15 protein-coding genes are annotated in these 15,543 nt (G+C 37.1%); 2 read left to right on the top strand and 13 right to left on the bottom strand.

The annotated features are described in order from the left end of the window. Window positions 1-52 precede the first annotated feature (52 nt). The 3 genes from G633_RS0113355 to G633_RS0113345 form a co-directional block, all read right to left on the bottom strand. Window positions 53-1,885, bottom strand: a complete 1,833-nt coding sequence (locus G633_RS0113355; RefSeq protein ID WP_026520207.1) for a thiamine pyrophosphate-binding protein — start codon at window positions 1,883-1,885, stop codon at window positions 53-55. A gap of 32 nt (window positions 1,886-1,917) precedes the next feature. Next, a complete protein-coding gene (gene rfbF / locus G633_RS0113350; protein ID WP_026520206.1) occupies window positions 1,918-2,694 on the bottom strand; it encodes a glucose-1-phosphate cytidylyltransferase in 777 nt (258 codons plus the stop codon). Between the two features lie 450 nt (window positions 2,695-3,144). After that, entirely contained in the window at window positions 3,145-4,665 is a 1,521-nt protein-coding gene (locus G633_RS0113345) for an LTA synthase family protein (RefSeq protein WP_026520205.1), read from the bottom strand. Between the two features lie 147 nt (window positions 4,666-4,812). Between G633_RS0113345 and tnpA the strand changes: the two genes are divergently transcribed. Next, window positions 4,813-5,229 (top strand): IS66 family insertion sequence element accessory protein TnpA, encoded by a 417-nt coding sequence (gene tnpA, locus G633_RS18530; RefSeq protein ID WP_035771411.1) that lies wholly within the window; start codon window positions 4,813-4,815, stop codon window positions 5,227-5,229. Continuing rightward, window positions 5,222-5,581 (top strand): IS66 family insertion sequence element accessory protein TnpB, encoded by a 360-nt coding sequence (gene tnpB / locus G633_RS0113335; protein WP_026520204.1) that lies wholly within the window; start codon window positions 5,222-5,224, stop codon window positions 5,579-5,581. The genes tnpA and tnpB overlap by 8 nt, the downstream gene beginning before the upstream one ends. Before the next feature lie 258 nt (window positions 5,582-5,839). On the opposite strand, the gene G633_RS0113330 is transcribed toward tnpB, so the two are convergent. From G633_RS0113330 to G633_RS0113285, 10 genes are all read right to left on the bottom strand, one after another. Continuing rightward, a complete protein-coding gene (locus G633_RS0113330; protein WP_026520203.1) occupies window positions 5,840-6,085 on the bottom strand; it encodes an acyltransferase family protein in 246 nt (81 codons plus the stop codon). A gap of 135 nt (window positions 6,086-6,220) precedes the next feature. Next, a complete protein-coding gene (locus G633_RS0113325) occupies window positions 6,221-7,504 on the bottom strand; it encodes a protoporphyrinogen/coproporphyrinogen oxidase (protein ID WP_026520202.1) in 1,284 nt (427 codons plus the stop codon). Window positions 7,505-7,511: 7 nt separating this feature from the next. After that, window positions 7,512-8,501, bottom strand: a complete 990-nt coding sequence (locus G633_RS0113320) for a hypothetical protein (protein ID WP_026520201.1) — start codon at window positions 8,499-8,501, stop codon at window positions 7,512-7,514. Window positions 8,502-8,520: 19 nt separating this feature from the next. Next, window positions 8,521-9,939 carry a lipopolysaccharide biosynthesis protein gene (locus G633_RS0113315; RefSeq protein WP_196804264.1) on the bottom strand — a complete coding sequence of 473 codons (1,419 nt, stop codon included), beginning with the start codon at window positions 9,937-9,939 and terminating at the stop codon, window positions 8,521-8,523. 413 nt (window positions 9,940-10,352) lie between these two features. Continuing rightward, window positions 10,353-11,024: a metallophosphoesterase family protein gene (locus tag G633_RS0113310; protein WP_026520199.1), complete on the bottom strand. Its 672-nt coding sequence runs from the start codon at window positions 11,022-11,024 to the stop codon at window positions 10,353-10,355. Next, window positions 11,002-11,991, bottom strand: coding sequence for an ATP-grasp domain-containing protein (locus G633_RS0113305; protein WP_026520198.1), 990 nt, complete (start codon window positions 11,989-11,991; stop codon window positions 11,002-11,004). Before G633_RS0113305 ends, G633_RS0113310 begins: the two co-directional genes overlap by 23 nt. Continuing rightward, on the bottom strand, window positions 11,988-12,875 hold the full coding sequence (locus tag G633_RS0113300) for a transketolase family protein (RefSeq protein ID WP_026520197.1): 888 nt from the start codon (window positions 12,873-12,875) through the stop codon (window positions 11,988-11,990). Before G633_RS0113300 ends, G633_RS0113305 begins: the two co-directional genes overlap by 4 nt. After that, the gene (locus tag G633_RS0113295) at window positions 12,872-13,639 is read right to left on the bottom strand and encodes a transketolase (protein ID WP_035771409.1); all 768 of its coding nucleotides are present in this window, start codon (window positions 13,637-13,639) and stop codon (window positions 12,872-12,874) included. The genes G633_RS0113300 and G633_RS0113295 overlap by 4 nt, the downstream gene beginning before the upstream one ends. 27 nt (window positions 13,640-13,666) lie before the next feature. Continuing rightward, on the bottom strand, window positions 13,667-14,404 hold the full coding sequence (locus G633_RS19455; RefSeq protein ID WP_051200220.1) for an SDR family NAD(P)-dependent oxidoreductase: 738 nt from the start codon (window positions 14,402-14,404) through the stop codon (window positions 13,667-13,669). Between the two features lie 24 nt (window positions 14,405-14,428). Continuing rightward, window positions 14,429-15,541: an ATP-grasp domain-containing protein gene (locus tag G633_RS0113285; protein ID WP_026520195.1), complete on the bottom strand. Its 1,113-nt coding sequence runs from the start codon at window positions 15,539-15,541 to the stop codon at window positions 14,429-14,431. Window positions 15,542-15,543 lie beyond the last annotated feature (2 nt).

Genomic DNA, 15,543 nt, shown 5'->3' with positions numbered 1-15,543 from the left:
TGTTACCTATACATGTAATTGAATATGCCTAGTTTTAGCCACAACTATAATTCTAGGCTTCAACAAATGGAACAACCATTATCTGCTGCAACTCTTCTCTTGGCAGGAACGGTGCCAAATCCTCTAGTGGCGGACTCACCAATGTACCATCTTCCAACTTCTTAGTTGAGCTTTTTGGCTCCCACACCTGTTTTGTATCTGTAAATATCTCAGTAAATACAGGTCCTTCCATTTCAAGAACTCGATCAACTACATTCTTCATTTCCGCATTGCTGTGAGCAGAATAATATGGATAGCCAAAAGCTTCAGCTATCTTCTTATACTCAGGGAACGACAAATCTCCTGATTCCTCGCCTATTCCCACTTTACTATGCTCAGAGAATAAATTGCTCTGTGTGATTCTTATTGAGTGATATCCACTATTATTTATCAGAAAAATCTTAATCGGAAGCCTATTTGTTAATATGGTCTGCAATTCCTGCAGATTCATCATTATACTTCCATCTCCTTCAAGACAGATTGTCTGCCTTCTTCCTCCACTTATACAAGTCCCTATTGACGCAGGCAATCCATATCCCATACTTGCTACTGCACTGTTATTATGCATTCTACTTCCTTTTTGAATAACATAGGCCTGATTTCCCACCACACAGCATGCTCCATTGGACACAGCTGTCAAACTATTCTCCGGAAGCTTACCGCTAAGATATTTAACAAAAGCATATACATTTGCAGTTTCACCATTTTCCTGCCAATGTTTGTCTTGTACTACAGGGTAATTCTCACGCCAAGAATGACATCTATCAAGCCATTCTTCTCCGGAAAAAGCTTTTTCATTTCCTATCTGAATATTCAATTTCTCAAGAAAATCCTTAGCATCTGCCCAGATTGGCAAGTCAACATGGAGTGTCGGTTTTTTCATTTCAGCCTCGTCTACATCTACCATGATAACTTCTGCTGCACGAGCCCATGTCTTCCAGTTGTACCCAACCTGTCGTATAGAAATTCTAGTTCCAATTGCAAGTATAAGATCCGCGTTCTGAATAGCCCAGTTTCCCGGCCTATCCCCCATATTTCCTGCTCGCCCCACATATAGAGGGTTGTCATTCTCTATTAAATCAGCAGCATTCCAATATGTCACAACTGGAATATTTAGCTTATCTGCCACTTCTCTGAAAGTATCATATGCACCTGAAAGCCTTATTCCATAGCCTGCATGAAATACCGGTCTTTCAGCATTTCTTATCTTTTCAATTACAAGTTTTACTGTTTCATCTGATACCTTAGGTGGAAGATTAGCATCATCCTCAGCAGGATCATACCCCCTAAGATCATCAGTTTCAATATATGAACCCTGATAGTTAACCGGTATATCAATCCATACCGGCCCCGGTCTTCCGGTCGTTGCTAGATGCCATGCTTTTTCCAATGCATATCTGATATTACCTATATCTTCAATCATGGTTGCATACTTCGTCATCGGTTCTACAGATCTGACAATATCATATTCCTGATCACCGACAGCCCTTAATCTCTTACCGGTAAACTGCATCGCATATCTTGCAGTTGTATCATATCTAACTTGTCCACTTATGATGAACATAGGTATGGAATCAAGCCATCCTCCAAGGACTCCCGTCAACGCATTCGTACCACCAGGGCCAGTGGTTACGCATACTGCAGCTATTCTATTATCCAAACGCGCATAGGCTTCTGCCGCAATGGCACAAGCCTGTTCATGATGATTATAAGTAACTTTTAATCCATCGTTGTGTCCCAGTGCATCATTCAAGTGCATTGCACCTCCGCCAACAACACTAAATACATCTGTGACACCGTGTTCAACAAGGAAATTTGCCACATAGTCCGCCAACCTGATTCTCAAATGCTCACCCTCTCATACCTTAGTTTATATTTTTACCACTTTTTCCATGGTGCCCTGTTCTCAGCAAGCATTGTATCCAGTTTATCCTTCTCATACTTGGTATCCATGCATTGCCAAAAACCATCATATACATAACTCATAAGTTCACCAATTGAAGCCAATGTTTCAAGTGGTTCTTTTTCAAATACTGTCGAATCATCCTTCAAATAGTCAAAAATCTCAGGCTGTAGCACCATATATCCGGCATTAATTGGCACGCCGTCAGATGCTTTCTTCTCTCTGAATCGTTTAACAGCATAATCTCCACCAATCTCCAGAACTCCCTTCGATTGATCCTGGCGAACAGCTGTCAGCGTAGCAATTTTACCGTGAGCCTGGTGAAACTTAACCAATTCCGTAATATTTACGTCACAAACACCATCGCCATAGGTCATCATAAAAGGTTCATTTCCAACATATTTTTGTATGCGCTTAATTCGTCCACCGGTCATTGTCTTGAGACCCGTGTCCACAACTGTAACCTTCCATTTGTCCAAATACTGGTCATGAACAATTATGTTTCTCTTACCTTCTGTGTAGTCAAACGTTATGTCGCTATTATGAAGAAAATAATCTGCGAACCATTCCTTGATTACATGTTGCATGTAGCCTGCACATATTATGAACTCATTATAACCATAATAGGAATACTCTTTCATAATATGCCATAAAATAGGCTTTCCACCAATCTCTATCATTGGTTTGGGTTTAAATTGAGATTCTTCAGATATTCTTGTTCCATAACCACCTGCTAAAAGTACAACCTTCATAGATACTCCAACCTGTAAGATTTTATTATTATTTTAGTACTTCCCCTCAAACCGTACATTATCTCCCCGCTTCAATGCTTGAACGCCCACCACCCACGGCAAAAGAAGCCTCATGAATGAATTGCATCTCAGGACTACGCTTCTATGGAGCAGAACAAATAATAAATTTTGTATGCTCACGATTTGTCATGATCAGATTCAGTCCATGACTGTGCTTTGATAATCCAAATTTACGCTCAACTTCAACTCTGTCTATGCTATCAATGTACTCTGTACGCTTATCCATGACTGTATTTACTGTTTCACTGGAATTTAAAATTTCAAGTCAGCGTTATTAATTGTTTAGCACGCACTAGTTAGGCTATAGATTTTAAGCGCCTTGAAGCTAGGAAATATCTGTATTTTACAGATTCAAGGCAGATAAACTTGTAAACTTACGCTAGTGAATTATTATGGCTTTGTCGTCACTTGTCCGGCAAGGCCATTTTCATAGAAGGCTGATCTCTTCTTTATTTCTCCAGCAATATAATCGGCACCATACTCTTCTACCAAAGTACTCTTATCCGAGAACAGATTGGTTCCAAGGCCAAGCCTGTCTCCTTCTATATCAGCGCCAATCGCAGCAAGAGTAGTTGGGAATATATCATAAGTCGCAAATTCTCTTTTAGAGCCAGTATAATCTTCTGCAGGGTTTATGATGGCAAAATATGTCAGTCTCTTATAATCATCCGGAACCTTTAAGTAATCGATGATCTCCGAATCCTCTGTCGGATGATCTCCAGCAATGATAATTGTTGTATTCTCATAAAAGGGCTGCTGTTGTATCCAGCTTAAAAATTCACTGCACTGTTTGCTGGCACAAGCATACACATTACAGTATTTGTAATCGTACTTATCTCCACAGAGCTGGCATTTATATCCATCTGTAAAATGTGTATCCACAGTGAGCATTGTCAGGTTGAAGGGCTCATCTTGCTGGGACATTCTGGTAAGCTCATCTTTGGCATATTCGTAGAGTTTTGCATCCTCATATCCCCACCAAACAAGATAATCTGGAGGAATAAGGCCTTTTTCTTTTGCGGTAAGATAATCGAAAATCTCATAATTACCATGGTCCACAAAATATGACTTTCGACCACCAAAATCAGCTTCTGAGCCTATGAGAAGTTCCTGATAGTATCCGTTATCCTGCAATATCTCACCAAGAGCATAGACTCCGGGAAGATAATCTGATTTATACTCCTTATCATTCCATGTATCATTTACAGTATCCCAGGTGAAGAAATCCTCTTTTACGCCTATCCCTGATGTCATAGAGCACATGGCGGCTATGGTATAATTTGCATCCGGCATAGCGTAACCACCGTTGATCTTTTCTCCATCTGAAAAATTAACATTGTTCTTAGCAATCTCGGTCAATTCCGGAAGGTAGTTATCGTAGGAATATCCACCATTCTCATATCCTGTAAAAGTAATCTCCATGGATTCAAGGAAGATGAATATTAGGTTTCTCTTTTGGTTAAAAGTAATGTCTGTTTCCCTGGCATCCACCCAATTGTCCTCAATAAATTCTGAGTATTCTGAACGGTAATGGATATATTCCCCGATGCACAGCTGCTTATACAGCATCCCCGCGCCGCATAAGAATAACATAATGGATACTAAGGTAGAGGCTAATGCGAAGCGAGCAACCTTAGCTCCTTTCCTAGCACGCGAAAACAAATATGTATAAAGAATCACAAAGGCTACTATAACCAGCACGCCTGCCATGATATATTTCTTAAAGACTGTGATATTGGCGCCTTTCATGTTGGAACGAAGTATCCACAAAATCTCTGCTGTTCTTATGGTGTTATAACTTCTTCTAAGGACAAAAAAAGTGACCATCTCTGCCAATGCCAGAACACAAACTATCCCGGCAAGGGCTATGATTACCACCCAGCCATTATTTCTTTTATTACTTGTTTCCATTCTATAAGTACTCCAATCTTTATTTCCGTAAGCCCTCAACCATAGGTACCTTATAATACTATCACAATCATGAGATGATTACTCCAAATATCAACGCGCGATTTGCGCATTTTGTGCGATTTGTGCGAAAGACTACGGAGGTATCTCATGAACGCTAAAGAAAAGTTACATCAGGCAAGAATGACTAAATGGGCTGCTTTAATCAGGCAGCAAATGGAAAGTGGCCTTCCCATCAAGGAATGGTGCATCCAGAACAATCAATCTTTCCACGCTTACAACTACTGGAAGCATCTTTTGAAAGAAACAATGGTCGATTCAGTAGTTCCAGACATTATACCAATCACTCCCTCTACCGTAATTGTTTCTTCACATACCTCAGGGATCGCCGCGACTCCTTCACGCGAATTGAGCGAATCGCACAATTCGCCCGATTTGATCAACTCATACAATTCTATGACATCAGTTCCAGTATCCATATCACTTGGCGATGTCTGCATAGAGATTGGCCCTGGCGCTAAAGATGAAGTCATTACAAACATCATCAAGGCGGTGCGCCATGCTTAAAGATGCGGATTTTAATTACTTCCCAACAGTTTACGTGGTATGCGGCTACACTGACATGCGCTGCGGCATAGATTCACTTGCCGCAATCATTGAACGCAAGTACAAGGTAAGCCTCTTTGTCCCCAATACGCTCTTCCTTTTCTGTGGCAGGTCTTCTACCAGGATAAAAGGGCTTCTGTGGGAAGGAGATGGATTTCTTCTCCTTTACAAACGTGTAGAACAATGGCGCTTTGTCTGGCCAAGGAACAGTGATGAACTCAGACAGCTACGTGCTGAGCAATATAAATGGCTTATACAGGGCTTCGCAATTGACCCACTCATATATGATACCAATCCTAGGTTTTCTGCCTGACCCGATATTTAATTATTGTGCAAAACAGAGATTTTTTATTTCTGTTTTCAACACCTGTTTCTATGGGTGCTGTGCACAGCTTATCACGACCATTATGCTACTTTTTAGGTCATGACAGGCTCTACACGGCACTTTTCTTTTTATTTCTGTGTTTCATAAAGGCCTTCTTATACGGCCTCTGACTAATACTTATTAATAGGCAATTTCACCATTCCATAAATCCACCAAGCTCGCATCAATACTGCCATTTTGCTATAATTACATTATGAACAGCCATTTATTGAACTTCTTACCGCCTTCGAATGTGAACTCTGTTAAGAACCCTGAAATAATAAAGAACAATTCCACCAAATAGCCAAATGTAAAGCGACCACCATAGAACTCAACCCCTCCGAATTTAACGTCAGAAATTTGTTGATAATGATGAAAGACAATACTTGTCGCTGCAACTATTTTTATGACATCAAAATTTCCAATATATTCCTTATTCCCATCTGCCATCATATTCAACTTTCATTAATCCATACTTGTTGTTGGCCTTTCCAAATAACAGTATGGATAAAAGACACAAAGTAATCTCCATCACCTTTTCAATCAAAATCCATTATAATTGTCAACCTCTAATGCTAACCTTGATTATCAAAGGCACTTTACTAAATCCATTGCCGCACCTATTGCAACATCCATATTATAGTATTCCCAGTCCGCAAATCTTCCTGTAAAATAAAAATTATAATTTGCAAGAAAACCTTTCAATTCATTAATCATACCTCGGGTATTTGCATCCTGAATTGGATAAGTATACTTGCTAAACACATGATCAATATACGTAGGATTTAGCGGAATACGTTTTAGATTATCCAATATGTCTTCCTTGCAAATCTCATCAGTAAATTCGATAGTGGCCGTTATTCGATTCTTTTTCACTTTTGAATCATTATTAGTTCCCGAAAAATTACCCGTGCAAATAATACGATGACTTTTATGTTGCCGTGAAGGCTGATAAATCCAAGAATAAGGATTTTTATCTATTTCACAAAATACAGTTGTCGTCCCGTGATATTCCAATTTCTTGACGGGTTCTTTGAATGCCTCAACATCTACACCATTTATTATGCTTATCATGTCTTTAATGTTTCCGCAAAACACCACCCTATCATAGGCTTCTCCGCAAATAATCCATTGTCCATCCTCATATTGAATATTGCTAATATCGGTATCATACTTAACATTCAAGTTCTCTGCGAGTTTGTCCGCAATATATTGTGATCCTTCATTCTTCTCATACCAGAATGTAGAGTGTACAAATGCTTTTTCCTCCACTTTATAAGCATTATTATCACGCATCTCACTTGTTGTCGGCATTGGAAGCTTCCCTTCCATCCAAGACATAGGTATAGTATTCAAATCACATCTCCATACTTTCTCATTATATGGTTTGAAATAAAGATTATATAGTGTCTTGCCAAATCTCCAGCGCAAAAAATCTCCAAAATTACTATAGTCAGTCAACTCAGCATTTGATCCTTTAACACTGTCAATCTCCTCAAGATCGTTATAAAATGCATTTTGTAATTCCATATCCAAAAGATATACATGATTTTCTATTGGATATGGAATACATTCATACTCCAACGATGAACTATTCTTGTCCAAAAACACGCAAGATTTGCGATCGGCTTTTTTAAACTCTTCATCACGCGCAAAATGTGACCAGAACCAATCAAGTACATCTTGTCGTTTCGAATTAAACACATGTCCTCCACACATATGGAAAAGGCTTCCATTTATCCTGCGGCATTTAATCAGCCCCCCCGGTTTAGCATCACGTTCATAAATAATAACTTCATTACCTTTATCCAATAAGAAATGCGCCGTTGACATACCTGATATACCAGCCCCAATAATAGCATACTTGTTCATATCAACCCTAACTCCAATCTAAACCATTAAGTAATTCTTTAAGCGTCTCAACACGTACTGATGTATAGTGCTTCTGGAGATATGAAGAATACATATCACTATCCACATCGTTATTCAGTGCTTTATCAATTGTACATTCAAACTCTTCATATGATTCTATCGAAGGTGAAAATTTATCAAATTCATAATATTGAGCATCTACGCCTTCTTTACCTTTAGGATAGCGAGCAATAACATGGCAACCGCAAGCAATAATCTCAAGAAAATGTGGTGTCATATGATAAAATCCTTTTGTATAGCCTCCGAGATACCCTTGTACACCATATAATGTAACTCGACCCTGAGACTGCAATTTCATGAAATCTTCTCGTGTGTCAATAGAGCCAATACATTCTATACCATTTAAGTAATAATTCTTTGTTTTTGATACGTCATTATCAAGTTCTTGACCACGCTTAACATATGTCACATCTGGATGACGCTTTATATATTCCAAAAAAAATGAATATAGCAGAGGGTCTTGCCTTCCTGTAAGTACTATATCGTACTTCTTCTCTGGCTTTTTCTTAGATATAGCGTACTTATCTGATAAAGAGTAAGCAAACAGCCCAATATTTAATGGGCAGTTATTCTCTTTCAAATATTCGTAATCAAAAGGGCTTGAGAGCAAAACGATCTTGTTCTTAGAATGCTTGTTATAAAACTCTTGAAGTTGATTATCTCTTTCAAAAAAATCAATAATACATGGAATAACATATTTGTTATTCATTGGTTCATCATAATCTCTTCCATTAACAACAAAACGAAAAGTATGCTTCATCGGTCCACATAAAGTATTGTGTATACCTAATTTATTTATCACTCGATATATTGTGGGATATTGAGTGATTGGTATGTTCATCTCACTAGCAATCACATCTTCCCACTCATAAATAATAGGCTGTGCATAATTCTGTCCCGATATATTTCTTCGCGAATAAATCTGATGCAAATCCATTCTTATGTCTCCTTAACCATTACAACTGACCTATTTCTCTGCCGTTAACTGTAGCAAGTTTTATCTTCTTCAGTGATTTAAAAACAACATATGCAGCTCCACCTATTGTGATAACCATGCTTGCAATTGATCCTAGTACTACTCCATCTACACCAAAACCAGCATTTACAGCAAGCCATATTGAAAATGGTATATTAATAATTGTGCCAATCACCGTTGACATAATTATCTTTTTTGTCTGGTATGTGGCATTAACAAAGCTTGACACAGTATACCCAAACATCAACAATATATAATATCCCGCAAATAGCGGAATCAATCCCACCTGATAATTCAACTCCTTTCGTAACCAAAATGCTGCGAAAGGTCTAAAAATAAAGATTCCTAGTATTGAAAAAATAGCGAACAATCCCCATACCCTCCATAATTTTTTTAGTGTTCTTATTAACCAATCCGCATTGTTCTGCGCATAAGCAGCTGTGTATGCAGCAAAGTATGGAGAAACAGCCGCAGCAAATACAGCTTGAATAATCCCAAAAAACTTTTGGCAAAAACTATAGGGAGTCACATCTACTGCGCCAAAGTATCTGGAAATAACTAAGTTATCTGTTGTATTTAAAACTAATGAGCCAACATTATTAATAAAAAGTAAGATACCAAAGCTCATAATATCTTTTGCATAGCTTTTTTGGACACTTTTAAATGCGCCTCTAAACTGTGGAAATCGTGCCCATACATAAAAAGACGCCATAATATTCTTAATAAGATTTATTGTACCCTGAGCCACCACAAACCAGAACAAGTAGCTATTTCCAGTTTCCACGTAGATAATAAGTACTCCAATCCACATCAGTTGAGCAACAAGCCCAAATAGACCAACAAGTCCAGCATTTTGTGTAGCATAAAGAATGTTCTCCACTAGCTTCGTTACGAAATTTATACATGCAAAAAATAAAGCCACAATAAGTACCAATGTCACATCTTCACCGATCGAGTCATAATGGAAGAATTTAGGTACATTTATGACATAAAAAAATAACGCACAGATAATAAATCCTATGCCTGAAATCAATGATAAAAAAGCATAAGATGTTCCCACGTATTTGTTTGCATCCTCATTTCTGTTCTGTGCTAAGGCCGTTGATAACTTGTTCTGAAGTCCACCTCCAAGTCCAAGGTCAAAATAGTATATCCAAGAAACAATTCCAAGAAGAGAAGTCCATATACCATATTTCTCTTCTCCAAGCCCTTGCAACATGAGCGGTGCAGTAATTAACGATAGTCCCATCGATATGAACTGAGTAGCCATCATAATCATCGAATTATGCTTCAAGTTTTTGTTTCCATAATTGACGGTTGTAGCCACTTTAGTTTTGTTTACTTCGCTAACAGATATGTACCTATCCGCATACGAATTTGGACCTTCTTTGCTATTCATATCTTCTCTATGATGTACTAATTTCTTTTTATAGTGTTGCATGTAGTTTCCATCTAGTGTTTCAGTTTATAATCACTATATTCTATTCTTTCTATTTATTACAGCTTAACTTGAAGCAAGATGTTGTCTGCACTAAGCATAACAATGCTAGGTACTACCTGAGTGCCATTACTCGGTAATCGATTTACCAAGTAGTATAATTTATGCAAAATTTGAAGATGCTCATTTATACAATATCTATACTTGCACTCTGAGCCTTGCCTGATAACAAGCAGGGCTCTATCGCTAGAGTTTTATTAATCGCACTTATATTGAAAGCAATAATCTTATTATTTCAAGACAAAACGAATCAAGAGTTAAACATCAAACCATAAAACAAATTTTGACAACTATACTGTACGTTATCAAATATATCATTTTCTATACGTTTCAATTTTCCTTCCATCAAACAGACAATTTGATATTCTATCTTCAAATCCAACCCTTCTCATTTGCATTACAATATCTTCTATTGCATATTCTACTCTATATAATTCAACTTTACGGTCTCTTATAATTGCAAAAGCAGCTTTGGGATTTCCATCTCTCGGTTGCCCAACAGCTCCGGGATTAAAATATGTTTTGCCCGATTTTGCCTGGATAACTTGCACATGCGTATGCCCAGAACAGTAAATTCTATCATCTTGTTGAATTGAAAAATCAAATTTGTCTATATACTCTTCTAATGGATCTCTCCAACCACCATGCCTTGCAGATATAACATCACTATCATAAGACATTAGTGACTTCTTCAAATAAATCAAGTTCTCCTCTGTAATTATTTTTTTCTGATATTCGATGCAGTTTCTCACAGTTAAAGAGCGATAGCAATTGTTTATTCCCAACAAATATGATTCATGATTTCCTAGTATATTGATTACATTTCTTTTCCTAAATTCATCAACACACTCATTAACCATGCAATAATAGCCAACAACATCCCCCAATGAAATAATCCTATCACATCCCATTTCATCAATTTTATCTAAAACGCTTTTTAACGCAGGATAATTTCCATGTACATCAGATATTATCGCCATTATCATATACTATAACCTCAGTAATATATCTATATGCCTTACCACCACGTAGTCTCCTATCAACAGGTCTATGTCCCTCAACAAAGTACTCAATGCACATTTCTGCTTCATTATATCCGAACGAAGAACGTATGGATGTAGCAGAAGAAATCCTAGGATTTATCTCTAAGAGTAAATAATTACCCTTGTGTAATCTAAACTGAAAATTGGTTGGCCCAATTGGTTTGAGCACTTCTACAATTGAGTATATTTCCTGATTGATTTGTGGAATTTCTTCAAAAATTGCCTTATCAGTTGCCCCTGCTTTGCTAAGCTTTCTCCTTAAAACGATAGGCTTAATGCAAGTTCCATCCCCAAATGCAAAGGTTGAAGCCGTATATTCATGATCATCATCTCCAACTAATTCCTGAACCATAAAAAGTTCACCCTGTTCAAGCTTCCACGAATCAAATTCATCTTTTGAAGAAGTCTTACATATTCCTTTAGATGCATAAGATCTCCTTGGTTTCAATAACAAAGGTAAGCCAAACCTTTCTTTTGCCTCTTCATAATCACATGAAACCGAACCTCTTATATAAAAATTTAGTCCACTATCTTCAAGAAATCTTGCTGTATCCCATTTATCTTCAGCTATCCGAATTGCTTCCATGGAATTAATAACCAGTTTATTATAATAATCACCAAGTTCTTCTCTACACGAACTGCACTTTTGAATTTCCTGTTCCGTTCCAAAAAAAACCAAGTCAACATTATATCTATCTATCATCGTCTTTAAAAATGGAATATAATTGTCATCGGCTGCCAATACTGCACATTCAAACTTATCACACCAAACTTGTCCAACAGCATCTTCAAAAATATCCATCCCAATTATTGAACAATCATATTTGCTCTTTCTTAAAGACATAATAACACCATAACCTATAATGGCTCCAACTCCAGTCACCAATACAGTATATTTTTTTCTATTCATCTGTTTATTAACCCTTCTAATCTATTTCGCAGATCTTTTATAGTCAAATTCCAATAATTCATATTCTCTATTGTAGAACCATAATGAGAGCAAAATTCATGTGGCAACCCAAACTGCTGTATAGATATTGGTTGACCATTAAACAATTTGATTACGTCATATAGAATTCCTCCCTCATAATATGGCTCACAAATCATTATTTTTCTGCTTGAACTGTTTATTAATAATGTCTCTTTATCGAAAGGTTCAATTGATGTGTAATATAGAACTGTAACATTCAATCCTTCGATAGCTCCCAGCACCATGTCTAGCATTGGTCCAACGGCTATAATTGTGGCATCATCGCCTTTACAAATAACATTTGCATGTCCCAGCTCTACATTCTGGTCATTTCTATTCATATCTCTGCATAATCTATAATATGTAGCACATCCATTATTATAATTGTCCCTAAACAAGGTTTCAAATTCATGAGCCGTTCCAGGGACAATAATCTGCATATTTGGTATTTGTTTAATTACATTTATTTCTGCAGGACACTGATGTGTAGCACCAAATGACGAATAATCAATTGACGCTCCGTTTGATACAAAATTCCCCCCAAGTTTCTGATATCCAAAATCAATTTTCAATTGCTCATAGGCTCGTTCTGCTAAAAATGGTGCTATAGTATGATATATTGGAATCATCCCCGAAATCGACATTCCTGCTGCAATTCCGATTCCTGTTTGTTCCATAATACCTGCGTCGAATACACGCTTAGGATACTTATTGATTGCATCAGAAAAGCTAGCAACACTTATTCCGCCTAGAATCAAGGACACTTTAGTATCCTTTTCAACCAAATCATTGGCAGCATTAATAAATGCTTCTCTCATATTCATGATAATTCCTCCATTAACTGGTTATATTCGCTTTCGCTAATCACATGATGATGCCACCCTTCAGGATCATTTTCCATAATCTTGCATCCATATCCTTTAATTGTATGAGCCCATACGAATAATGGTCTATGGTGTTCAGTAGAAAGTGCTTTCTCAATAAGTTCTAAATCATGCCCTTGTTTTAAATTAATGACATCCCAGCCAAATGCAGAAAATTTGTCCCCTAAATCAGGCATATGACTTGCCGAATTGTTATCATCAGCAACACATACCAAGTTATCTAACTCTAGTTGCGCTGCAACAGCTGCTGCTTCCCAAACAGTTCCCTCATTCGCCTCTCCATCACCAATAATCACATATACCTTATTTTTCATGCTTTGTGCTTTATATCCTGCAGCAATACCTACTCCATTAGGTAATCCGTGTCCTAGAGACCCTGTTGAGACACAAATACCCGGGACTTTATTCCTATCTGGATGCTCTCCTAGCATACTATCAAATTTAGAGTAAGAAAAAAATTGTTCTTTAGTTATAACTCCTAACTCATGCAAAATAGCATACTGAGCCAATGCCGCATGTCCCTTACTCAATATCACCTTATCATTATTTATACTATCAGGATCAGCTGAATCAAACGTTATTATCCTCTTATATAAAACATTAAGTATCTCTAATACAGACATGCTACTGGATAAATGCCCTTGTTTCGCCCTATACGCAACTTCAACAATGTCTTTTCTTTGCTTATTTATGCTATTCATCATAAAAGAATATTCTCCTTAAAGTACTAATTATCTAAGCCAAACATCATGTCCCGAATCCATTTTTAATACTGTGCCTGTTATGTGATCAGATAAATCAGATAATAAATACATAATCATATGACTAATCTGCTCAAATGGAATTGCCCCCAACGGATACCTCTTTGCCAATTCAGCATTATTGCTTTCTAATTCTTCAAATAGTTCAGTCCTTACTGCACCTAAAGCCAAAGCGTTAACACGAACACCTTTTAAAAGCAGTTCTTTTGCAATACATCTAACTATTTCTTCTAAAGCAGCTTTGCTACCAGCATAAAGAGCTTGACGATTAACAGACTGTGATGCTGCAATCGATGATATAGCTACAATACTCGCCTTATTAGTAACACATTCATATACTTCCATGCACTTTACAGTTTCAACAAAGGATAAACAATTGACTGAAAAGGTATCAATCATAATGCCACAATCATTTTCAACAACAGACATCATTGGTGAAACCCCAGCGCTATATACTATACCATCAAATACCATCTCATTCTTTTTACAAACCTCAAAAATCTCTCTAACATTCATTGGGTTCCTAAGGTCACAAAGCACCCCCCAACAATTGGATGGTAGCTGCTGCAATGATTTATTTAGCTTTTTCTCATTGCTTCCTACAATAACAACATTTCCTTTATATGTAGAAATAGATTTTGCTACATGCAGACCTATTCCGGATGTTCCGCCTATTATCAAATAACTCTTTCCTTCTAGTCCATCCATCTCCACGTATTCTCCATAATATATTTATTTTCTCTTTATTATGTAGCAACCAGCTCGGTTTGAGCTGTCTGTTGTTTTCCCCAACAAATCCAAATGTTTATCATCAACAATTCGTAATATTCTGTCAGGCTGCTCCGTCTTAATTCTTATAAATTCATTAAGATCACTTTTGTTTAAAATAAACCTAACTTCTGGTTCACATAAATCACCATGTATAGATAGATCAGGTTCATTCCCGCAAGCAACATCAATTACCGCTTTTAGATAATCTACTCCTGTTGAATACTCTACAAGATCACTTCCTATGCAATCTCCACCCATGCGCGATCCAATTTCAATTATCTTTATCGTTCCAGATTCATCAATCTTAATCTCAGAATGAGAAGCACTATTCTTTATTTCCAATGTATCTAATGCATGCGTAATAACATTCACAACTCTAGCATATACTTCTCTTGATATAGGTGCTGGTTCCATATGTCCTGTTTCAATAAAATGTGGAGCCCCTGTTGTGTACTTTAATGTCACTGCTAAAATGTGATGTATCCCATGATATGAAATTCCCTCTACACTATACTCTTGTCCTTCAACATATTCTTCTATCAAAGCTTTTTTTTCAAAACTTTCTTTAAATGCCGCTTGTACTGCTTTCTCTAATCCTTCCCTAGACGCAAGTTTGAATATACCACGACTACCACTGCGATCGGTTGGTTTAACTATTACCGGATAAACCAATGATAATTCTGAAAGATTACTATACTCATCGACAAGAATACATTTCGGGCTAGGATCTCCATTTTGATCAAACGCCTGTCTCATCAAGTATTTATTTGTGCTTTTCATTGTACATGCAATAGAATTACCTGGAAGCCCCAACTCATTTGCAACATGGTTAACAGCAATATTCCCAAGATCTGTTGCTATACTACATATACCACATATGCCAATTTCCCTGCATTTTTCAGTGATTTTACTGCATTCCGTAATGCTGATAGGATGAAAAAAATCAGCCTCATATTCGCCCACATCACCCGCAGCCCATGCAAAGACATGTGTTGTGTATCCTAGCTCTTTTGCTTTTTTTATTAAAGGTAATTGAAGATAACTAGCGCCAATTATAGCTAAATTTCTATTCATAT

The organism is Butyrivibrio sp. FCS006 (genome assembly GCF_000424525.1).
Taxonomy (GTDB): Bacteria; Bacillota; Clostridia; order Lachnospirales; family Lachnospiraceae; genus Butyrivibrio.
This window is presented reverse-complemented; position numbering and strand designations above follow the sequence as displayed.